The 21,594-nt window shown below is 59.9% G+C and carries 19 protein-coding genes; 9 read left to right on the forward strand and 10 right to left on the reverse strand.

Annotated elements, in window-relative coordinates:
- The first annotated feature begins 103 nt into the window (after positions 1-103).
- Positions 104-607, forward strand: a complete 504-nt coding sequence (locus ACXHXG_RS25480; protein WP_104826186.1) for a TetR/AcrR family transcriptional regulator — start codon at positions 104-106, stop codon at positions 605-607.
- A gap of 18 nt (positions 608-625) precedes the next feature.
- On the opposite strand, the gene ACXHXG_RS25485 is transcribed toward ACXHXG_RS25480, so the two are convergent.
- The 3 genes from ACXHXG_RS25485 to ACXHXG_RS25495 form a co-directional block, all read right to left on the reverse strand.
- Positions 626-1,765 carry a patatin-like phospholipase family protein gene (locus ACXHXG_RS25485; protein ID WP_457901174.1) on the reverse strand — a complete coding sequence of 380 codons (1,140 nt, stop codon included), beginning with the start codon at positions 1,763-1,765 and terminating at the stop codon, positions 626-628.
- 216 nt (positions 1,766-1,981) lie between these two features.
- Positions 1,982-5,137 (reverse strand): efflux RND transporter permease subunit, encoded by a 3,156-nt coding sequence (locus tag ACXHXG_RS25490; protein WP_457901137.1) that lies wholly within the window; start codon positions 5,135-5,137, stop codon positions 1,982-1,984.
- Positions 5,137-6,237: an efflux RND transporter periplasmic adaptor subunit gene (locus ACXHXG_RS25495; protein WP_457901138.1), complete on the reverse strand. Its 1,101-nt coding sequence runs from the start codon at positions 6,235-6,237 to the stop codon at positions 5,137-5,139. Before ACXHXG_RS25495 ends, ACXHXG_RS25490 begins: the two co-directional genes overlap by 1 nt.
- 157 nt (positions 6,238-6,394) lie before the next feature.
- On the opposite strand from ACXHXG_RS25495, the gene ACXHXG_RS25500 reads away from it, so the two are divergent.
- From ACXHXG_RS25500 to ACXHXG_RS25520, 5 genes are all read left to right on the forward strand, one after another.
- Positions 6,395-7,081, forward strand: coding sequence for a response regulator (locus tag ACXHXG_RS25500; RefSeq protein WP_457901139.1), 687 nt, complete (start codon positions 6,395-6,397; stop codon positions 7,079-7,081).
- A 2-nt stretch (positions 7,082-7,083) separates the two neighbouring features.
- On the forward strand, positions 7,084-8,373 hold the full coding sequence (locus tag ACXHXG_RS25505) for a HAMP domain-containing sensor histidine kinase (protein ID WP_457901140.1): 1,290 nt from the start codon (positions 7,084-7,086) through the stop codon (positions 8,371-8,373).
- A 184-nt stretch (positions 8,374-8,557) separates the two neighbouring features.
- Positions 8,558-9,988: an efflux transporter outer membrane subunit gene (locus tag ACXHXG_RS25510; RefSeq protein WP_457901141.1), complete on the forward strand. Its 1,431-nt coding sequence runs from the start codon at positions 8,558-8,560 to the stop codon at positions 9,986-9,988.
- Between the two features lie 224 nt (positions 9,989-10,212).
- The gene (locus tag ACXHXG_RS25515) at positions 10,213-11,055 is read left to right on the forward strand and encodes a DUF3313 domain-containing protein (RefSeq protein WP_457901142.1); all 843 of its coding nucleotides are present in this window, start codon (positions 10,213-10,215) and stop codon (positions 11,053-11,055) included.
- 71 nt (positions 11,056-11,126) lie between these two features.
- Entirely contained in the window at positions 11,127-11,483 is a 357-nt protein-coding gene (locus ACXHXG_RS25520) for a hypothetical protein (RefSeq protein ID WP_457901143.1), read from the forward strand.
- A gap of 30 nt (positions 11,484-11,513) precedes the next feature.
- Here ACXHXG_RS25520 and ACXHXG_RS25525 read toward each other — a convergent pair whose 3' ends face one another.
- Entirely contained in the window at positions 11,514-12,458 is a 945-nt protein-coding gene (locus ACXHXG_RS25525; RefSeq protein ID WP_457901144.1) for a LysR family transcriptional regulator, read from the reverse strand.
- Positions 12,459-12,588: 130 nt separating this feature from the next.
- Between ACXHXG_RS25525 and ACXHXG_RS25530 the strand changes: the two genes are divergently transcribed.
- From ACXHXG_RS25530 to ACXHXG_RS25540, 3 genes are all read left to right on the forward strand, one after another.
- A complete protein-coding gene (locus tag ACXHXG_RS25530) occupies positions 12,589-13,425 on the forward strand; it encodes a DODA-type extradiol aromatic ring-opening family dioxygenase (protein WP_457901145.1) in 837 nt (278 codons plus the stop codon).
- Positions 13,426-13,500: 75 nt separating this feature from the next.
- Entirely contained in the window at positions 13,501-13,923 is a 423-nt protein-coding gene (locus ACXHXG_RS25535; protein ID WP_260304725.1) for a DoxX family protein, read from the forward strand.
- A 114-nt stretch (positions 13,924-14,037) separates the two neighbouring features.
- Positions 14,038-14,940, forward strand: coding sequence for an NADP-dependent oxidoreductase (locus ACXHXG_RS25540; protein WP_457901146.1), 903 nt, complete (start codon positions 14,038-14,040; stop codon positions 14,938-14,940).
- 139 nt (positions 14,941-15,079) lie between these two features.
- On the opposite strand, the gene ACXHXG_RS25545 is transcribed toward ACXHXG_RS25540, so the two are convergent.
- The 6 genes from ACXHXG_RS25545 to ACXHXG_RS25570 all read right to left on the reverse strand — a co-directional run bounded on the left by ACXHXG_RS25545 (position 15,080) and on the right by ACXHXG_RS25570 (position 21,561).
- Positions 15,080-16,009, reverse strand: a complete 930-nt coding sequence (locus ACXHXG_RS25545) for a heme-binding protein (protein ID WP_457901147.1) — start codon at positions 16,007-16,009, stop codon at positions 15,080-15,082.
- Positions 16,010-16,073: 64 nt separating this feature from the next.
- Positions 16,074-17,075 carry a sugar phosphate isomerase/epimerase family protein gene (locus ACXHXG_RS25550; RefSeq protein WP_457901148.1) on the reverse strand — a complete coding sequence of 334 codons (1,002 nt, stop codon included), beginning with the start codon at positions 17,073-17,075 and terminating at the stop codon, positions 16,074-16,076.
- A 2-nt stretch (positions 17,076-17,077) separates the two neighbouring features.
- Positions 17,078-18,016 (reverse strand): myo-inosose-2 dehydratase, encoded by a 939-nt coding sequence (gene iolE, locus ACXHXG_RS25555; RefSeq protein ID WP_457901149.1) that lies wholly within the window; start codon positions 18,014-18,016, stop codon positions 17,078-17,080.
- The gene (locus tag ACXHXG_RS25560) at positions 18,013-18,558 is read right to left on the reverse strand and encodes a hypothetical protein (RefSeq protein ID WP_245464152.1); all 546 of its coding nucleotides are present in this window, start codon (positions 18,556-18,558) and stop codon (positions 18,013-18,015) included. Before ACXHXG_RS25560 ends, iolE begins: the two co-directional genes overlap by 4 nt.
- Complete coding sequence (locus tag ACXHXG_RS25565; RefSeq protein ID WP_457901150.1) at positions 18,555-19,661, reverse strand: ferritin-like domain-containing protein; 1,107 nt, start codon at positions 19,659-19,661, stop codon at positions 18,555-18,557. The genes ACXHXG_RS25560 and ACXHXG_RS25565 overlap by 4 nt, the downstream gene beginning before the upstream one ends.
- Before the next feature lie 43 nt (positions 19,662-19,704).
- On the reverse strand, positions 19,705-21,561 hold the full coding sequence (locus tag ACXHXG_RS25570; RefSeq protein ID WP_457901151.1) for a GMC oxidoreductase: 1,857 nt from the start codon (positions 21,559-21,561) through the stop codon (positions 19,705-19,707).
- Positions 21,562-21,594 lie beyond the last annotated feature (33 nt).

Raw genomic sequence — 21,594 nt, forward strand, 5'->3', positions numbered from 1 at the left:
ATCTCCAATTTGCCTATCTAACGTTAGATAGATATGACGCATATAGTTGTTGCGTCTCCCATGCGCAAGCCCTATCTAACACTAGATAGAGAGGACGTGCGTAATGAACGATACAGCAAGTGCAATCCTGGACGCGGCCGAAGAAAGGATTCGCAGTGCAGGGTATAGTGGTTTCAGCTTCCGCGATGTCGCCGCCGACGTCGGCGTGAAGGCTTCCTCCGTGCACTACCATTTCCCGGCTAAGGAGAAGCTGGCTGCAGCGGTCGCTCGCCGCTACACGGATCGCTTTCTGGAAGCGGTGGAGAATGAGTTGGCTCAGGGCACGGACGTCGTCCAAGCTTGGCGGCAGGTTTTCCGTGCAGCCTTGCACCGCGACGGCAGAATGTGCCTCTGCGGTGCCTTGGCGGTGACGTCATACGATCTGGCGGACGAGGTCAGGGAGGAAGTGAAAAGATTCTTTGTCCTCGGAATCGAGAAGCTGATGAAGGATGGCCTCACCAAAGACGCCGCCGTGCAGGTTCTCGCCACCCTTGAGGGAGCTATGCTTGCCGCGAACATCCTCGACGATCAGTCCATATTCGAGAGCGGCAGCGCCGCCCTCGCGTAGTTTCTAGGCGAGCGCCCCCTAGCGAAACACGGGTTTGTCCTTCCACAGAGTCCCCGCGGTGAATTCGGCGTATCCGAGGCTATAAACCGCCCGCATATAGTTGGTGTTGAACGGATCGAACATCGAATATTGAACCGGCGCGTCAATCGAGGCGAGATGGAAACCGGCGCCGGTCAGCCGCGAATAGTTATAGAGAGCCGTCAACGCGCTCTGCGTCTGCGATTTGATGAAGATCGAATAGGCCCTTACGATCACAGGAAGCGTTCTGTCAGGCGTGATGGCGAATTCAGGCATGAGCGCATTGTTGACGATCACGTAGAAATCGATGCCCTTCCCTTTGACGGGCAGGAGGCGATTGGAACTCGTCAGAAAAGCTTGCGGCATCATGAGGACTTGCGACGCCGAGCCGCCGTCCGAATGCATCTCCTCGAATTGCCGCCCGCCCGACTCGGCCTTGATCATGACCGCCGGGTAAACGCCGGGAATGCTCGCCGATGCCGTCAATACATCCTGAAACAGCTTCAGGGCGTCGGGGCGCCCGCTATTGGCGATCGCGCCCATGTTCCATACGACGGCGCGCTGGCTGTCGAGATTGGTGGTCAGTACAAAGAGGCGGCGACCCTTGCGATGCTCAGCGGCAACCTGCTGCAGAATCGCGGGCGTGATGTAGCGTTCGATCATTCCTCTCAATGGTCCGGCTCGCAGCAGGCTCGACCCGAACAGTCCGACGAAGCCCTTGGTCCGGACCAACTCTTGCGCAACGCCGCTGGTGTAGAGGTCCACTAGGGTATCGTCATAGGCCGATCCGAGAAATGCGTAAGGAGCGATCAAGGCGCCGGTGCTGACGCCCGTTACGATGTCGAACTGCGGACGGTTCCCGGCGGCGCTCCATGCCGAAAGCACGCCGACGCTGAACGCGCCACCCGCACCGCCGCCCGAAATCATCAGCGCGGCGGCTTTTTTGTGCGCCGTCACCGGCGCCCAGTCATGGAGATCGCGCGGGACTTCGTCAAACCGGTCATCGAGATAGGCCCGGATTTCGCCAAAGCCAGCAATGGCGCCCTTGTCCGCCTCCTTCGCATCGAGAGCCCTGTCCAGGGTCTGCATGCATCCGGAGAGGGCAAGCAGAAGCGGGAGTCCGATAAGAAGCGCCCGCATCGGGCTGTTGCGGGAAAACGCGAACGACCGGAGGTTCATCGGCCTATGACCTTTGGAGAGCAGGACGGCAGGCGGCATGACGCCGCCTGCGGGGGGTACACGTCCCGCGGCCTCGTTCCCGGGGGAGGAACGCGACCGAAGAGGTTGCGGTAAGCATCGGCAAGCGTTGCTTCTGTTTGACGCAGATGCATTGGACCGACGGCTGCCGAAAGGAGATCATCTGTGGCCGCGTGCCTGCTTCTGATCGGGCTTAAAGGCGATCGCCTCCCGGTCATTGGATGCAGCATGCGGCGCCGCGTCATCGGCACTTTCATGGCTCAGCCCGAGCCAACGCAGCAGCCGTTTGAGGACGTTTTCCAAATCGTCGACGAAGGTGAAGATGACCGGGATGACGATGAGGCTGAGCAGTGTCGACATCATCACCCCGCCAATCACCACAATCGCCATTGGCTGCCGGAAACTTGAATCTCCGCCCATCAGGCTGAGCGCAGCCGGCAGCATGCCCGAGGCCATGGCAATGGTGGTCATGACGATCGGCCGCGCCCGCTTGTGGCAGGCATCGACGAGCGCATCGAATCGGGACATGCCTTGGCGACGCGACATGATCGCGTATTCGATGAGCAGAATGGAGTTCTTCGTCACCACGCCCATGAGCATGAGAAGGCCGATGACGGCGGGCATCGAGAAACTGGTGCCCGTTACCACAAGCGGCACCAGCGCGCCGCCGAGCGAGAGCGGCAGGGCCATCAGAAGTGTCAACGGCTGCAGGAAATCGTGGAACAGCAGGACGAGCACGGCGTAGATGCAGAACACGCCGATCGCCATTGCGAGGGCAAAGCTCTGGAACAGCTCGGAGCTGCGCTGAAGTTCGCCCTGTTCCACCAGCGTGACGCCCGGCGGCAGGTGCTGGAGCGCCGGCAGCGCCTTCGCCTCGCGGTTGACGTCGCCCAAGATGCGGCCGTTGAGTTCGACGGAAACGGTGACATTGCGCATGCGGTCGATGCGGTCGATCTCCGAAGGACTGCCGCCGATGCGGATATCGGCGATCGATCCGAGATCGACATTGCCGTTGGTGCCGGCGACGCGCATGTTCTTGATGTCATCGAGATTGGTTCGCGTCTCAGGCGAGAAGCGGACGACGATCGGGATCTGCCGCTGCGGCAGGTTGAGCTTCGGCAGATCGGAAGAATATTCTCCGTTCGTCGCCACGCGCACGGCACTGGCGATCGCATTCGACGTCACGCCGAGCGCTGCGGCGCGGGCAAAATCGGGCGTGATCTGGATTTCCGGCGCCTGCCTGGCCGCTGTCGATGTCACAGCGCCGATGCCCTGCAGCGTGCGCAATTGCTCCTCCAGCGCCGTGCTTGCGCTGTCGAGCGCATTGGCATCGTCGCTGGCAAGGGTGATATCGAGCTTGGTGCCGTTGCCGCCGCTACCGACCGCCACACGCACGCCGGGGAGGACGGAGAGCGCCTGTCGGATATTGTTTTCGATTTCCGACTGCTTGCGGTCGCGTTCATCAATGGGCGTCAGCACGACGACGATCGTTGCGGAGCCAACATCGCTCGTGGTGCTGGTGTCCGGGCCGCCGCCGGAGGATGTCGAGCCGACCGAGGAGAAGACATGCGTGACGTCGCGCAGCTTGCCGACGATATCGGCGGCTTTTCTGGTCATCGCATCCGTCTGCTCGATGGTGGCGCCGGGTTGCATGGTGAGCGTGATCTGGGCGCGCGCATCGTCGGAAGCAGGCAGGAAGCCGGACTTCAGCAAGGGAATGGTGGCAAGCGAAAGCGCAACGACGACGGCGGTCACGACCACCGTGGTCTTTCTGTGATTGAGGGCAGCCTTCGCAACGGCCATATAGACGCGCATGATGCGGCCATCCTTCTGCTCCGACGGATGGGCCTTCATGAAATAGGCCGCCATCATGGGAGTGAGCAGACGGGCAACGACAAGCGAGGCGACAACGGCAACAGCGGCGGTGATGCCGAACTGGCGAAATATGAGGCCCGGTATGCCACTCATGAATGCCGTCGGCAGGAAGACGGCGACCAGCGTGAAGGTGGTCGCGATGACCGCAAGGCCGATTTCGTTGGCAGCCTCCATTGCAGCATCGAGCGGCCGCTTGCCCATTTGAAGGTGGCGGGCAATGTTTTCGATCTCGACAATCGCGTCGTCGACGAGGATTCCGACCACCAGCGACAGTGCGAGCAAGGTGACGATATTCAGGCTGAAGCCCGCCAGATACATGACGAGGAAGGTCGGGATGACCGACAAGGGCAGCGCCACCGCCGACAGGATCGTTGCGGGCCAGTCCCGAAGGAAGAGCCAGACGACCACGATCGCCAGGATCGCCCCCTCATACAGCATGTGCATCGAACCGTCATAGTTATCGATAATCGGTCCGATCGTGCTGTAGGCTTCATCGATCTGCGCATTGGCATGGGCGGCTGCGAACGTCTTGATCGCAGCGTCGACGCCGGCTGCGACCCCGCTGTCCGAAAACCCGTTCGAACGCTTGATCTCGACCGCGATCACCGGCTTGCCATCGAGATAGGCCATCGAGGAGCGCTCCGCGAAGCTGTCGGTGACGGATGCGACGTCGTCGAGGCGGACCTGCTGCCCATTGGCCAGGGGAATCCTGAGTCCCTTCAGCGCCTCGACCGAGGGCAGCGCGCCCAGCGTACGCAATGTCTGACGAGAGCCGCCGACCTCGCCGAGGCCGCCGGACGTGTCGGCTTGGACGGCCTTCAACTGCGCCGAGACGGTGGCAGCGGTGACCCCGAACGACGCCATCGTCGACGGATCGAGATCGACATGAACCTCGCGGTCGATCCCGCCGATGCGGTTGACCTGCCCCACGCCGGGCACCGACAGCAGCGCCTTGGTCAGATCATTGTCGACAAACCAGGATAGCTCGGTCTCGTTGAGTGCGGTCGAGCGAACGGCATAAGTGACCAATGCGGAACTCTGTACCGTGACCTTGGTGACGCTCGGCGTTTCCATCTGCGACGGCAGATCAGCCTTGACGCTGTCGACGGCATTGCGGACCTCGTTGAGGGCGGCTTCGCTGTCTTTCTCCAGCTTGAAGGAAACCTTGATCGAGACGGTGCCGTCGGTGATCGTCGTGGTGATATGGTCGAGATAGCTCAGCGCGGCGAGACTGTCCTCGATGGTACGGGCAACCTCCGTCTCAAGCTGCGTCGGCGCAGCACCATCGAGCGTGGCGGTGACGCTGATGGTCGGAAGGTCCATATCAGGAAAATTCTGGATCGGCAGATGCTTGAAGGCCAGCAGCCCACCGGCGGCAAGCATGATGAACAGCAGGATCGCCGGGACAGGGTTGCGGATCGAGAAGGCGGAGAAATTCATCAGTTTTTCCCCGCAATCTTCACGAGGTCATTGTCCGACAGAAAGGCTCCGCCCGAGGTCACGACCTTCGACGAGGCATCTATGCCGGAGATGATTTCCACCTCGCCATCATTGCGACGGCCGGTTTCCACCCGAACCCTGCGCACCCGGTTGTCCTCGCCTGCCGCGAAGACGTAGCTGATGCCGTCCCGGAACACGATCGCCGTTTCGGGTACGGTCAGGGCCGGCGTGGTCTGCAATTCGATGTTGCCCGTGACGTAAAGGCCGGTGCGCGGACGGGCATCGGCTGGAAGCGCGACATAGACGATTGTCCGGCTCGTGTCGGTACTGACCGAAGGCCCGACAAGCCTCACCTTGCCTTCGATGGCATGCCCATCCGGCCCGTTGATCGCAACGCTCAAGCCTTCGGAAATCCGCGGCAGATAGCGCGCCGATACTTCGGCCTGCCATTCGACACGCTGCTGACGGACCATGCGAAACAGCTCGGTGCCGGTTGAGACGACGGCGCCGAGGTTGGCCGAACGCGAGGTTATGAGGCCATCGTCGACGGCGGTGATGGTCGTCTGCCCGAGCTTGATCTTTTCGCTGTCGAGCGCGGCTTCCTCGGATGCCAAGCTTGCCGTCGCCGTCTGCTCGTCGGCGAAATATTCAGTGATTTTCTCGTCGGAGAGAGCCCCGGAAGAGCTGAGCTGCCGCGCCCGATCCGCATTCGCCTTGGCCTTCGTCAGATTTGCCTTGGCGGTCACGACAGCCGCCTCCTGCTTGCGAAGGTCTGCCAGCACGCTCTCCTGCGAAAGCCGGGCCAGCGTCTGCCCCTTCGTAACCACGGACCCGACATCGACCAGGACGTCAGTGATGCGCAGGCCGCTCGTCTCGGAGGCGATGATCGCTTCCTGCCACGGTTTCAGCCAGCCGCTCGCGGGAACGGTTTCCGGCCAGTCCCGTTGCGACGGTGTCGTCAGAGAGACGGTGAGAGCGGCCGCGGCGGCCTGCTCGGCTGCGGCATTGCTGCTGTGAAACAGAAGCGCCGCCGCAACGAGCGCGGTGGCAAATGTTATGGACGGCTTTTTCAACGATGCATTCCTTGGCAAGTCTGGCATGGGCACGGCTATTCTTGCCGCGCGACCAATGCCCCACGTCGATCAGTAGCCGGACGAACGTTAAGTGCGGTCAAGTTAGTGTTAAGCTGGGTAAAACTTGGCCCCGCGTTCGCATTTGTATTGTATGGATGACAGATAGGAATGACGGACGACGTGAATGAACAAGGTTCTCCTCATCGACGACGATGTCGAGCTGACGACGCTTCTGCAGGAATATCTGGCCGAGGAAGGATATGACGTCGTAACAGACACGGATGGTCGCGCGGCTATTGCCGCCGCCGCCGGCAATACGGTCGATATCATCGTGCTCGACATCATGATGCCGCGGATGAACGGGATCGAGGTTCTGCAACGCATCAGAAAATTGAGCCAGGTTCCCGTGTTGATGCTGACGGCCAGAGGCGATGACATCGATCGCATATCCGGTCTGAACCTCGGCGCCGACGATTATGTGCCGAAGCCCTGCTCGCCGGGCGAACTTGCGGCCCGGCTGCGGGCGATCCTGCGCCGGGCGGGACAGCCGGCGGCCGGCGCATCGACCGATACGCTGAGGGCTGGCCAGCTCGTGATCCATCCGGGCAGCCGCACCGCTGAATGGCGCGGCGAGACGTTGGAACTGACCGGCACCGAATTCAGCCTGCTCGAAGTCCTTGCCCGCAGCGCTGGCCAACTCGTGTCGAAGCAGGACATCTCGAAGCGCGCCTTCGGAAAGCCGCTCACGCCGTTCGATCGCCGCATCGACGTCCATATCAGCAGCGTTCGTCAGAAACTCGGGCTCAGAGAGGACGGGCAATCCTGGATACAGTCCGTCCGGGGCCAGGGCTATCAACTTCTCGTGGACTGACCATGCCCCGGCTTTTCTGGAAGTTCTTCACAATCATCTGGCTGACCCTGGCGACAACCGTCGCGGTCATCATCATTATCGTCAAGCTGCTTCAGGCGGTGCCCTTCGCCAAGGAACTTGAGGAGGAACGCCGGACGCTGGTGCTGAACCTGACTGAGAACGTTCTGGTTCAGGACGGTGAAGACGCGGCCGCGCATTTCGTGCGCATGAGTGAAAAGACGCGACCGCTCGGCCTGACCCTTTCCAAGGTCGCTGACGCCAACGCTTGCGCGCAGGAGAAAACGGCCGATACGAGATCCGTCTTGAGAGACGGGGTTTGCTATCGCATTTCGTTGTCAACTCCGATCAGTTTCAGCTTGGAGACCTTGGCTCCCTTGATGCCATGGATCACGATCCTGATTTCGGCCACGATATCGGCGGGCGCGCTCGCCCGATATCTCATTCGCCCGGTCGTTCATCTGCGTGACGGCCTGAGTGCGCTCGCCCATGGCCGCTTTGACTTCCGCATCGGAGACAAGATGGCTGGCCGAAAGGACGAGGTCACGGCGCTCGCGCATGATTTCGATTCCAGTGCCGCGCGGCTGGAGGAACTCCAGCATGCGCAGCAACGGCTGTTTCATGACGTATCCCATGAGCTGCGTTCGCCCTTGTCCCGCCTGCAGGCCGCCGTGGGCGTGCTTCGGCAGAACCCGGCGAAACTCGACCTCATGCTGGACCGCATGGATCGCGAGGTCGAACGACTCGATGTGCTGGTGGGGGAGATCCTGACGCTTGCCCGCCTGAACGCCGGAGCCAGCCTGCCTTTGAAAACGCAATCCCTTGATGTCATCGAGCTGTTGAACGAGATCCTCGGCGATGCGGCATTCGAAGCTCAGGCACGGGAGGTCTCGATTACCTCCAATGTCGGCGGCATATTCCTGGCCGAAGTCGAAGGCGAGCTGATCTATCGGGCGCTTGAAAACGTCATTCGCAATGCCGTCAAATATACCGCCCCGCATTCGAGCATATCGGTCTCCTGCGAGACGACGACTGATCTCCTCAAGATCCGCGTGACGGATCAAGGGCCGGGTGTTGGGCGAGATGAGCTCGAACGCATTTTCCAGCCGTTCTCCCGTGGCGACGACGCCGTGCCGGAAGGTGGATATGGCCTCGGCCTCGCAATCACCAGGCAGGCGGTCGAGCGTCACGGCGGGCGGGTCGCCGCATCGCTGCCGGCAGCCGGCGGCCTGGCTCTCACTCTTGAAATCCCGCGGCGGCCGGCGATGTTTGGCCCGACAAGCGATCGCGCCTGATCCGGCTCGACCTTCAGGACGCATGGCGCCACAGCCGCGCGTGTCTTTACCCAATTTTACACTGTCTTAACGGCCATTAACGCTGGCGTGGCTACACCTGGGCCGCGATCCCTGTTCCGGGGATTCCATCAAATGCCCTCCTTCGACGAAGCGCTCTTTCGTCTGCCACACAGGAAGAAATTGAATGATATCCCTGCGTTATTCCTCACTGGCGTTGCTGCTTATGCTGGCAGGATGCGTGAGCGGTCCGGATCATGTCCCCCCGCAGATGCCGCTTCCGGCAAAGTTCACGGAAGGGGGAGCCAAGAGCAATAACGATGTTTCAACGACCCGGTGGTGGACAGCCTATCGCGACAAGCAGCTCGACAGTCTGGTGGCACGCGGCTTGTCCCGCAACCTCGATGTGCAGCAAGCATTGGAGGAAATCAATCAGGCCTCCGCAAATGTCGTCACCGCCGGCGCTGGCGGATTACCGAGCCTCGATCTCAGCGCATCGCATACGGTTTCGGGTGAAAAAGGTTCGCTGCGCACGACCACAGGCACCACCAACACAACCACCGGCGAGGCCAGCGCCTCATGGCTGCTCGATCTATTCGGCCGGTACCGTCGCGCGACGGAGAGCGCACGCGCCGCTTTGGATGCAGCCTACGCTTCGGCTGATGACGAGAAACTCTCCGTGATGAAGGATATTGTGTCGAGCTACATCGATGCACGCTATTACCAAGAGCGCATCGCGCTTTCCAACGCGAACCTGAAATCCCGGCTCGAGACATATGATCTTACCAAGCAACAATCGAGTGCCGGCGCCGCTTCTCGTCTCGATGTCGTCCAGGCCGAAGGTTTGGTGCAATCGACGCGTTCGGAAATCCCCGGCCTTGAAAACAGCTTCAATAGCGAAGTTCATCATATAGCGACATTGCTTAACATGCCGGCATCGACGATGAAGGCGGAGCTGCGCAAGGATGCTGCACAGCCAGTGTTCAACGGCACGATACAAGCCGGCGTTCCGGCCGATCTGATCCGCAATCGTCCCGATATACGAAAGGCCGAGCGCGAATTGGCGGAGGCCGTTGCCAATATCGGCGTTGCCGAGGCTAAGCTTTATCCGTCCATCTCCCTGTCCGGCTCGATCTCTCCAAGCCGGGTCGGCTCGACGGCAAGCAATGCCGGAAGCCTGACCAGCTGGTCCTTCGGCCCTACCCTTGACCTGCCGATCTTCGATGGTGGAAGTCTGCGTGCCGATGTCGACAGCGCAAGATCCAAGGCCAAAACAGCGTATCTCGCCTGGAAGGATACGGTGAACAGCGCGGCGGAAGAGGTGGAAAACGCTCTTTCTGCCATTCGTCGCGATGCACAGGCTGAGGCGGCGCTACGCAATCAGGTCAAGACGGCGCAGGAATCTCTGCGGCTTTCGACCATGAGTTACAAAGATGGGGCATCCTCATTGCTCGACGTCCTGACTTCGCAGCGTGACGTTTCCGATGCGCAGGCAAGTCTTGCCGAAGCCATTCAGACGCTTGCCAAGGACTATGTTGACCTCCACGTCGCAATAGGTGCGGGTTATCGTTCTCAAGAAGCGACGTTGAACTCAGCGGCACCGGCAGCGACACCATGAGCCGCAATGGTAATTGAAGCGAGCGCTTGAGTATTGAGCTGTCGTACCGACGCTATCCCATAGCGGGGCGATCTGCCGTGCTCAGTCGGCAATAGATCGGTCTCCATCCTGCCTCCGGAAAGACCGCTCTTCTCCAGTTTTACCCAACTTTACACTGCCTTTACGGCCATTAACGCCGGCATTGCTAAAGCACAGCTACGATCCCTGTTCAGAAGATTTGCCACATGCGTTTTTGCCTTAGGCTTGCTGACGTCCGCCGACAAACCTTAGCCGCCGCTGCGCTTGCAATACTTCCCTCTTGTGCGAGCGTGCCCCTGCACCAGGGTACTTCTCTCAGTTCTTATACGGATATGGCGGCATCGGGAGGTTCGCTGACCAAGGCGAAGCTGCGGGTGGACCCAGCGTCAGTTCTCAATGCGCGCACGGTGCGCATCGTGCCGACATCTGCACAGCTCGGCAACAGCGGTGCATTGGACCCGAAGGGTCTTGCGCTTGTCACCAACGCCATAGACCGCGCCCTTTGCGTCGGCCTCAGCGACCGTTTTCAGGTCGTGGCTGCCAACCATCCGGCGGATCTCGTCGTCCACGCCACGGTCACCGATATCGTTCCAACAAATAGGACGGCCGCCGCAACATCCGCCGTCGCATCACTCGGCGCATCGGTCGCGCTTGCCGTTCCAATTCCAAGGATTCCAATTGGCCTCGGCGGACTGTCCGTCGAAGCGGAAGCGGTCGGTCAGGATGGGACGCAGAAAGCGGCGATGCTTTGGTCGCGCGGGGCGAATATGCTGACGACAAGGGCGCGGATCTCCACAGTCGGGGATGCCTACTCCCTCTCCTCCGCATTCGGCGGCGACTTCAGCCGCATGCTGGTCAAAGGTCGCGATCCATTCAAGGGAACGCCGACCATGCCGTCGATGCAAAAGATAAAGGCATCGCTCGGTGGCGCTCCGAAATACGACGCCTGCAAGGCGTTCGGATCTTCCCCCGGCATCACGGGAGCGGTCGCCGGCCAGTTGGGCCTACCGCCGGGCTGGAGCGACAAAGGAGCGGCCGCTTCGCAATAGACGTTGCCACTGCCCCCTCAGCATGAGCCTGCAAGGCTCCAAACGAATAGAACAAGGAAAGGATATCGACCATGAAGATGCATCTGAAGCTTGCGGCAATCGCCGTAATTCTTGCTTCAAACCCCGCATTCGCGACGGAAGGGCAGGCTTATCTTCCGGCCCAAAAGGCCGCTGCCGTGCTTGCCGACGGAGCTCCCTGGATGGCCGACGCGCCCGATGGCAAGACGCTCAAAGTCACGCTCAACAAGGATGGCACTGGAAGCATACGCGGCCCCCTGCCGTTTGCGCTCTCCGTCACCTGGACGGTTAAGGGCGATGCGATGTGCCTCTCCGGCAAGATGGGAACGAAGTGCCTAAGATTCCGTGAGGTCTCGGGCGGACTCCAGTCCTGGGATGGCGACAAGCCGGATCTGAAGTTCAGCCGCTAGGGGTTGTCGGTCGCGTTTGCCGCCCGGAAGTCACCAATCAATTGAATGAACCTCCCCGGCCGACTGTGCTTCGGCTGCCGCTGAGCAGAGGTTCTTTCGCGCAGCGATAAAGTCGATGAAGGTGCGAACCTTGGCTGAAAGGTATTTTTTGCTGGGATAAACGGCATGAAGAGTGGCGTTGAATGTCACGGCTTTGGGAAGCACCAACTCCAGGCGCCCTTCGGCAATGTCATTCTGCGTCATCCATATCGGCAAAAAGACGAGGCCCATATGCTCGAGCGCGGCCAGATGCAGCATAATCTCGTTTTCGCTTTGCATGACGGGCCGGAAATTCACCGTTTCCGGTCCCTCTGTTCCCTTGATCGCCAAGCCGCCGTTCACGTTCATGCCGCTATAGGCCAGCAGCGCGTGACCATTGAGATCAGCCACCTCGGTAGGACGCCCTGTTCGTGACAGATAGCCGGGAGATCCGACGAGATGAAAGGCAACCTGCATCAAAGGGCGCGCAACAAGGCTCGGATCGAGCCGCTCGGGTGCGGTCGCCCGCAAAGCGAGATCGAAGCCCTCATCCACCAGATTGACGATCCGGCCACTGAGATCCATGTCGAAGCGCACGTCGGGATAGCGCTGCTGATATTCGGCAAGCACGCGGGCGATGAGCGAATTTGCGGCCCATACCGGGGCACTGAACTTTAGTGTTCCGCGGGGCATGACCGTGACGTTGCTCACGGCGGCTTCCACCTCATCCAGTCCGTCGAGCATCTGCCTGGTCTGGTTGAAATAGAGCATGCCGCTCTCGGTCATGCTGACGTGCCGGCTGGTTCGGTTCAGCAGCCGCGTTCCCAGCCGGCTTTCCAAGTGCATCACATGTTTGCTCGCCATGGCGGGCGAGAGGCCAAGGCGATCCGCAGCCACTGTGAAGCTCTTAAGTTCAGCCACGGCGCAAAAGACGCGCAAACTCGTCAAGGTATCCATTGATCATCAACTCTGAGGAAATGGTTCTTCAATGTAAGGCACATTGATCAACATTGGCGAAAAGTTCAAGGTCTGACCATCAAGCCGGGATGCCATGCGGCATCCGCACAGTTCGACAAGGGCAGATCCTATGAATGAGCTTAGTCTTCCGACCTATTTCGTCAGCCATGGCGGCGGTCCCTGGCCTTATATCACTGATGGATTCCGCCGTAACTTCGACAAGCTCGAGCAATCTCTAGTCGAAATGCGCGCGGAACTCGGCAATGCAGTCCGGGCGATCTTGGTCGTTTCCGGCCATTGGGAAGAACAGCGCTTCGCCATATCTTCAGGCGCCCAGCCGGGGATGGTCTACGACTATCACGGCTTCCCCGAATATCTTTATCACATCAAATATGGTGCGCCGGGCCAGCCTGAGCTTGCCAAGCGCGTGCAGGCTCTGCTGCAGGGACGCGGCATTGAGGCTGCGCTCGATCCGACCCGTGGTTTTGACCACGGCACTTTCAGTATTCTGAAGCCGCTCTATCCCGAGGAAAACGTGCCTGTCGTTCAGCTCTCGCTGGATGTCAACTACGATCCGGCTTTGCATCTTGAAGCCGGGCGCGCGCTGGCACCGCTGCGCGATGAAGGCGTGCTGATCATCGGAAGCGGCCTCAGCTATCACAATCTGAGGGCCATGCGGGGCAATGAAGGCCACGAGCCATCCCGCCAGTTTGATGCGTGGCTCCAGCAGACGCTGGTCCACTCTTCTCCCTATGAGCGAGCGAAGCTGTTGCTCGAATGGGAGCAGGCACCATCTGCCCGCGCTGCGCATCCACGCGAGGATCATCTCATCCCGCTGATGGTGGCAGTCGGAGCCGCAAGAGATGAACCCGGCGCCGTCACCTATCATCAGAATGACTTCGCAGGCGGGCTCACGGCTTCCAGCTTCCGCTTCGGCTATGCGCCCATCGCCGCGTCAGGCCAATGATGAAGCTCTGAAAAGAACTTCGAACTTAACACCACTGCCGCTTGACGATCTCAACGGCCACTTAGGAGAAATATCATGTTGAACACCACGAAATGGACGCCTCATGTCCTCGCGATTTTGCGGATCGTGACCGCACTGCTGTTCCTCGAACACGCGACGATGAAATTCTTCCAGTTCCCGGCGGCAATTCCGGGCGTGCCCTATCCGTTGCCGGCCATCATGCTCATCGCCGGCGCAATCGAGATCGTCACTGGATTGCTGATCACCGCCGGTCTCTTCACGCGCGTCGCCGCCTTCGTCGCCTCAGGCGAAATGGCCGCCGCCTACTGGATGGCGCATGCGCCGCAAGGTTTCTGGCCCGCGCTCAACATGGGCGAGCCAGCCATCATGTTCTGCTTCATCTTCCTCTTCATCGCCTTTGCCGGCGCCGGTAGCTGGGCATTGGACAACATCCGACGCTCGTCTTCGAACCAGATCTCAGCCACCAAGAACGCATAAGCCAACGCTCTTCCGTCGCACAGCAAGGGCGTATCGCGCTTGCGCGATCTGATCAAGCTTGTGGCGGAAGACCGGAATTTTGTGAAAGCAACACCAGACCTGTGGAGGCAAGCAATGAAGGCTGCTCTTCTGAAATCCTATGGCGGTATCGAGCAATTTGAGATCGGTGATATTCCGACACCGAAGCCGGGAGCCGGTGAAGTCCTGATCAAAATCGAAGCTTCGGCCGTTAACCCCTTCGATCTCATCCTGCGCCAAGGTTTTATGGCTCAGTACATACCGCTTCCGCTGCCGGCAGTACTGGGCGGGGACGCCGCTGGCACGGTATCGGAAATCGGTGAAGGCGTTACGGGCTTTGCGGTCGGCGACAGGGTCGTTGCCGACTTCTCAGCGAATGGCAAAGGCGCCCATGCCGAATTCGGACTCGTGCCCGCAACCTCCGTTGCCAAGCTGCCCACCGCACTGACGTTCGAACAGGGAGCGGCCTTGGTTAAGGCTGGCCTTACCGGGCGGCAGACGGTGGACGCCTTGGGTATCAAGGCAGGCGACCGTGTATTGATCTCGGGTGCGCTCGGCTCTGTCGGCCGCGCCGCAATCCAATACCTCCAGCAGATAGGTGCCAAACCTGTCGCCGGCGTTCGGCCAGAGCGGTTGAATGAGGCGCAGGAGCTAGCGGGAGAAGCCTTGGATATCACGGTGCCGGCCGAGAGCCCAACCTTTGATTACGCGATCAGCGCCGCGGCGCCCGTGGCAGCAAACCTCATAGGACATGTGAAACACGGCGGCCAAATCGCCAGCATCGTTCCGGTGCCCGAGGGCGCCAACACGGACAAGCGCGTGATCATCCACGAACTCTACCATCGAACCGATGCTGCCACGCTCGACGCAGTTCTGGACGCAGCCGCGCGGGGAGCGCTCGCCATACCCATATCGCACAGCTTCCAGCTCGAAGAGATCGGTGCGGCCCAAAACGCGGTCGCCGCGGGAGCTCAAGGGAAGGTCGTTTTGAAACATTAATGGGAAAAATCCTCCCGCGATGAGGTTTCGTCCCAGCCGTTCCGGCCGGCATTGCGGGGAGAGAACGATAATATCACGGGGAGCCGGTTCTGGTCGCAGAACCGGCTCCAACCGCATAGCGGCACTTCGCCAAACCAGCCTAAAATGCTTTGATCAATGTTCCGACCGTTACGTGCGGAAAGCTCTTGCCTTTGAAATTCAGCAAGCCGGTTTGCGAATATTGCAGTTGCAGAAACTCGTTACCCAGAGCGTCCACGACAGTTTCGATGGCAAAGACGGAGTCGAGATCGAGCGTATTGGCATTAGTGGTGATGAACGGGATATTTGCGATGCCGCCGGCCGTGGAGGTTATCAACCGAGTGATCTGCTTGAGCGTCTGCCCCTGCTCAAAGACCTGATGGTTCAAGGTATCCCGCAGCACCTGGTTGGGGTCATCGATCATCGCCTGAACAATGCCTGCCGGGACAGGATTGGTTCGGAATTGGCTCGGAATGGCAAGATTATATTCGGGATACGGATTCTTGCTGCCGGGTTCCGGCGGCTTGCCGTCTATGGGGAAGGGTATCGTATTGGCCGGCGGAATATCCGGTACCTTGTTGAACTCCGCATGCTGTACGAAACCAACCGTACAGAAGGCGTTGCCATGCGGAATCGTCCCTAACCTCGCAATGCTCGCGTCGGCCTTTGGCGCAGTGGTCGCCGGGATGGTCAGCCACATGCCGGGTTCGATATGAAGCGCGCCGCCATTGGTGCCGTCCGTGACGCGATGCAGATAGGTGACGCCATAAATGGCGATATCGCCTTGCTCGCTGCCACGATTGAAGACGGGGGAGCCGATCGAAGTGAATTCGATCGTTTCATGCAACAGATTGAGTTGAAGGTAGAAGCCGTTTTCGCTGCGACCGGAATAATCGGGACGAGCAATAAGGCTGAAACCCGTCCCCTCCCAGAAACCCGGAAGATCCGCCAGGGCGCCGAGTCGATCGGCGGTGACCCGCTGAGACGGTGCCACGCGCCGCAATGTGGTCAGGCCCCGCATGTGAAGAGGTGAAGGCTGTATTTCGTTCATCGTCGTCACCAGTCCTTTTTGTGATATTGGTCGGTGTCAAGCGGATCGATTAAAGCGCTGAAAGTTACTCAAGCTTTGCGAATTCCTCCCGGAGGGTTTCCAAACCGTCGCGGGCGACGTCGTAGGCACTGGATTGGTCCGCCACCGGCTGATCCTCGCCGGGAATCCAGAACTTGCGACGGGTTAGACGCAGGCCGCCGAGAAAAGCCGGCACCGCGTTGAAGACTTCGATCAGGAACGGGCCGTCATAGACCGGCAGGATCGGCGCAAGGAAGCTTTCCCAGGGGATCCAGCAGTCCTTCAACGCGCCTCGATCAGGCGCAGAAATATGTATGTAGTTCAGCCGACGCTGCGCCACGGTGTTACGCAAGTCGTTCTGGAAAGCCGCAGGTCCGCTGCTTCCAAGCACCACATGGGCGCTATCGATGGTCAAGCCCGCCTGAGAACTGCCGACCCCTTCCAGAAAATTGAGCACGTCCGAGACCATGTTCGGCGCCGGCGTTTCCCAATGGTCCACCGGCTCGATCGCTAGCTTGACCGCCCTCTTCTCCGCATAATTGGCGAGTTCCTCGATAATCGGCCGCGCGAGCCTGTAGCGAGGTTCAAGCCAATCCTGCAGCGCGTCGCTCCATAGCGGCGTGCCGGAATCGAGCGTCGGAAAGACGCCATAAGGGAAGACGATCGGCCCCGCCATGACGGTCTTGCCACCCAGAATCGACGTGATGTCGACGCGGGACTTCAAATAGGCCAAGGCGCCTTCCCGCTGTTCGCGGAAAGGCGACGTGGGATCGAAGGTCCGGGTTGTCCCGACATTGGTCGTCAAGCGTATCGTTTCCAGGCCGGCGGCGTCCAAGGCTTGCCTGAAGCGGGCGTAGCTGTCGATCTCGGCCTGATGGTCGCTCGTCTGCTGGGCGGCGATCGGCAAATCGAAGCCGTCGTAACCCATGGCGAGAAGGGCCTTGATGTGATCGATCAGGATTTGGGTATAGGCCCGATCATTCGGCCGCAGGTCCGCCGTAAACATGAACAGGCTCAGCAAAATCTCTCTTTTTGCGCCCCTATCCATCGCTACCACCCAAGCGTCTCGTGCAGATAGGCACGCGCCATCTTGGCATAACGGAGCGGATTGGCCTTTGCCGGATCCTGCTCTGCCTCGATCACCAGCCAACCGGCAAAATTGGCCTCAGCAAGCGTCGCAAGAATTTGCGGGAAGGTCTTTATCGAGCCGTCGCCGGGAACGGTGAATATGCCGGCCTCAATGGCCGCCTCGAAGGAGAGCCCTTCTGCATGAACGCGGCTTACGACATCGGCGCGGATATCCTTCAGGTGGATATGCTTGATGCGGGAGGCGTATTTCTTGGTGACAGCCAGGGGATCGACGCCGGCGGCGGCAAGATGGGCGGTATCCAGCAACAGATGGACGATATCCGGATCGGTCCTTTCCATCAGCCGATCGACGGCCGAAGCGATCATCACACCGGTGCCGAGATGCGGATGGTAGCAAAGGCGCCGACCTTCTTCCCGGGCAATCCTGCCGATCTGATGCAGTCCATCCGCCAATCGATCCCACTGTTCGTCGGTCAACGTCGGGCAATTCGGAAACAGCGCGAATGGCAGCGGATTGACGGCATGGCCGAACTCGGCCACGACAAGATCTGCTCTCCTCGGATCCGTGCTGCCGCGCTCCATCTCCTCCAGAAAGGCGAGTTGCTCGCGAACCTTTGCGATTGTCTGCTCTTTCATGGCTTTAATCGTGAAATAGGTGCTGACCCATGGTTCAGAGACGCGCAGACCACGCAGGTCGAGTGCCGCCTTCAGGACCTTGGGGTTCGTCGGATATTTGTGGCCGATGCTGCAGCCGACATAGCCGGCAAGCGCCATTTCACTGATGCATTGCTCGAAGGGAATTCCGATGTCGATATTGATGAAATCGTCGTTCCACCAAAGCGTCGGCGTGATTCCGAGCCAAACTTTTTCGGGGGAGAGTCGAGGTGTTTGCGTGCTCATTTTGCCAATCCTTCGTTGCGGTTGACTTGAACTTCCTTGACTTGCGCATTCGCATGCTCGCCCGCGAATGCCGGAATCCGTGGCGGGGACGCCCATGACCCGTAACCCGGGGCCTTCGCCCCCGCGGGATGGGCTCCGATCGCCTTCCACATCAGGCCCTCGGCATAGGCCGCCGGCGATACGACAAAGGTTACGTCCTTTGACCTGACACCGAACGCCTCGAACCAGGCCGTCGGCAGTTCGTACCAAGTGCCGACGTACCAGAGCTTGATGATGTTTCGCGCGACCGGACCAAGTTTCTCGCTTCCAAAAATCTCCCGGCGCAGACGTGCCTTCCGCTTGGACGAAGGCTGGCCTTCCGTCTCCAGACAGATCTTTTCGTAGGTGAAAAGCAGTTCGTTCAAGATCTCGTCGCCAACTGCGGCGGTGACGGTCGCAAGGTAGGCTTCGACCTGGCCTGTGGCCCACAATTCGAAGGTGGCAAAGGCGCTTACCTCCGTCGAGAAGGCAAGAAAGTGGTGCGAATGATCTTTGGTACTCATGCCTGCGCCTCCTCGATCGCCACGCCTCGCACCAGTTCTTTGTCGCCAATCTCAAACGTCGCCATCGCATATTGGCCGGGGTGGTTGGGCAGGGGATTGCGGATCAGGTCTCCCATCAGATTTCTGAATTCGAACATTCTGGGCACTGCCTGCAGCAGCAATTGCGGCTGGCCGTTGAAAGCCAGCGTCAATTGCTCCAGGAATTCCACATAGGTTTGATTGAACGAGAGCGCCGCCTCGTAGAGTTCGGGGCTCTTATTACCGTCGATGTCCGAGAGTTTCAGATCGGGTTTGACCGGATAAACCGCCTGCCAATCGACGCTGAAGGTCGGGCCGGTCGGATGGCCGGGCCTGTCCTCGGGCTGGTAGTAGCGCTCTCTGTCCAGCTCGTCGAAGCGGTAGTAATGCGCGAGTTCTCTCTCATGGTCATAGATGCCGCCACCGGCACCTTCACCCTGTTCCATCACCAAGCGGATCGCCGATCTTGCGCTTTCGATATCAATGACGGGAAAGAGCTCGCCGCCGCCGGAATAGTAATATTCCGATGTGACCTGGCGCTTCCGATCCCCGATGAAAATCGTCTTACCGGCGGCATTCGCTTCCTTCTCAAGACGCTCGAATCCGTCTTCGATGGCAGCGTAGAAATCGCCGATGCTGTAGTATTGCATGTCGCTGGCGCCCGGATAGCTTGCAAGCACCGACACGCTTCCACGGTACAGGCGTTTCACCAGCTTCTGTGATCCCGGGGCGAGACGCGGACGCTCGATCTTCTTGAAGATCGCAAGCGTCTCCTTGCTGAACGACGCCAGACTTACTTTGAAATCGGTTTCACCGTCCGGAAGATGCGCGGGGTAGGAAGGCACGAATCCTGGCTTGGTCAGATCAGGGCTTCCGCCGATGGCATTCAGAAGGTTTGCCGCAACCGTCAGATGCAGCATTTCCTCAACCGCGACCACCCGAATGACTTGGACAGCATCCACGTTGGTGCCGGGCTTGATCGAATAAAGCGCCGTCAGATAGGGCGGAATGGTTGCATGTTCTAGTTGCATTGCTGCGTACAGATGCTCCTTGAGAGCATGAAGCGTTGTAATAGTGTCAGACATGCTGGCTTCTCCGATTGTTGTGCGCGCGGAAGCGGTCCGAGGCTTATCGTTGCAACTGTTTCAGCATTGCTCGAGCGCTGCGGTAGCACAGTGCGGCGAGGGTCAAGGTGACATTGGCGGTACCGATGGTGGGCATGCTCCCGCCCCCGACTAGGTAGAGGTTGTCGTGCTCCCATGAGCGCTGGTCGATGTTTACCGCCGACCTCTGCTTGTCCGATCCCATGATGTGGGTGCCGGCCAGGTGGTTGCCGCCACGGATGGCATAGCCTTCGCCCTCGTAGTTCACGTAGCCGTAATCGCTGGGGTCGTAGCGGGTGTGGTCGGCTGCACCGAGCCGGGCAAACATGGTCTTTGCGAACTCCCGCGCATAGGCGGCACCACGCATCGTGTATTCAGGAACCGTGAACGAGACGACCGGCCGCATATTGCCGAGCAGATCGGTATATTTCGGATCGACCGTGACGCGATTGCTCTCGACCGGCATGACTTCGATCATGAAGGCCAACAACAATTGGCTCGAAATGCGGTCTATCAGGCCCTGCCTTAGATCGCCGCCAAAGCGATTGTGCTGGTCTACGAGCTCAGTGACGTCGGAATAGGGCGAGCCGACAGCCCAGCCCCAGCCATCATTGTGAATATCGACGCTGAAGGCCGCCTGATGCCGCCTGAAAGCGCCGCCGCGCAAATCCACGATGCCGCCGGTGCAACTCGTGCCACGCATGGTGCCGCAAACCTCCGGCATCAGCGCCCAGCTCAGCAAATAGGCGTGATCCATCAGGTTGCGGCCGATCAGCCCGCTCGAACTCTGCAGGCCCGATGCCAACATCAGCCGCGGCGTTTCGATGGCGCCTGCGGCCAGCACGAAGATCTTGCCCCTGACGGTGATCGTTTCATATTCAGCCGAGGCCTCATTCTTGTAGACCTTGACCTCGAGTGCAGTCACCCGGCCCGAGTCACTGTCGATCAGAACGCGCGAGGCGACAGCCTGTGCGAGGAGATCGACGCGGCCGGTCTGGAATGCTTTCGCCAGCGTTTTCCCGGAATGATAGCGCGCCTGCACGGGACAGATCGGAACGCAGTTCGTGTTGCCCTGACAGCGTCCCCCCTCCTCGACCTCGTGCGTATTGACCGCGCCGACCGGCACATATCCCTTGCCACCGTCATAGGCTGGATTGGGGATGCCGTTGCGTCCCTGGGGATAGGGCCGCACCTTGACGGGATAGGTTTCGCCGCGGAGCTCGACCGTGGTTCCGTCGATGCCCTCTGCCACCTTCTGGTCCAGGTAGGAAAGCGGCAGACCCCGCATGGGATAGACGTAACCGGGGGGAAAGGTGATATCGAGATAGCTCTGGTCCTCGACATCGGCCGACACGCCGATCTCGCGCTCAGCAGTCTGATAGTCCGCTTCGATGTCGCGATAGTCCAGGGGCCAATCGAGCCCCTGACCGTAAAGTGCGTTCGACTTGAAGTCCTCCTGCAACAGTCGCGGCGTTTTGGCTTCCCAGTGCATGGTCGTGCCGCCAAAAATCCGCGTATAGGTCGTGTCGGTCACGTAGGGGCCGGATTGCACCATATAGGTCGAGGCGTCGGTTTCGCCCGGCTGGAGCTTGCGCAGCTCCCCGCTACGCGGCATCGGAACATTGGGATTGACCGGATAGGGCGACTGGTTGTCCTTGCTTGCTGCACTATAAAAGTTGGTTACTAGGGCATCATATCCGGCTAAGGTCCGGTTCGTTCCGGACGCAGCTTCCAGGACGAGGACACGCTTGCCCTCCTTGCTGAGCTCATTGGCGATGATGGCGCCCGAGATGCCGGTGCCGACGACCACCGCATCATAATTTCCGTCCGCAGCGACGGCTCCGGCGTCGGTCCTTCGCGCAGAGTCAATAGCAAACAGCATGGCGCACCTCCATTCTATGCGGTGAAAAACGGG

This window comes from Rhizobium sp. LEGMi-198b (assembly GCF_054114205.1).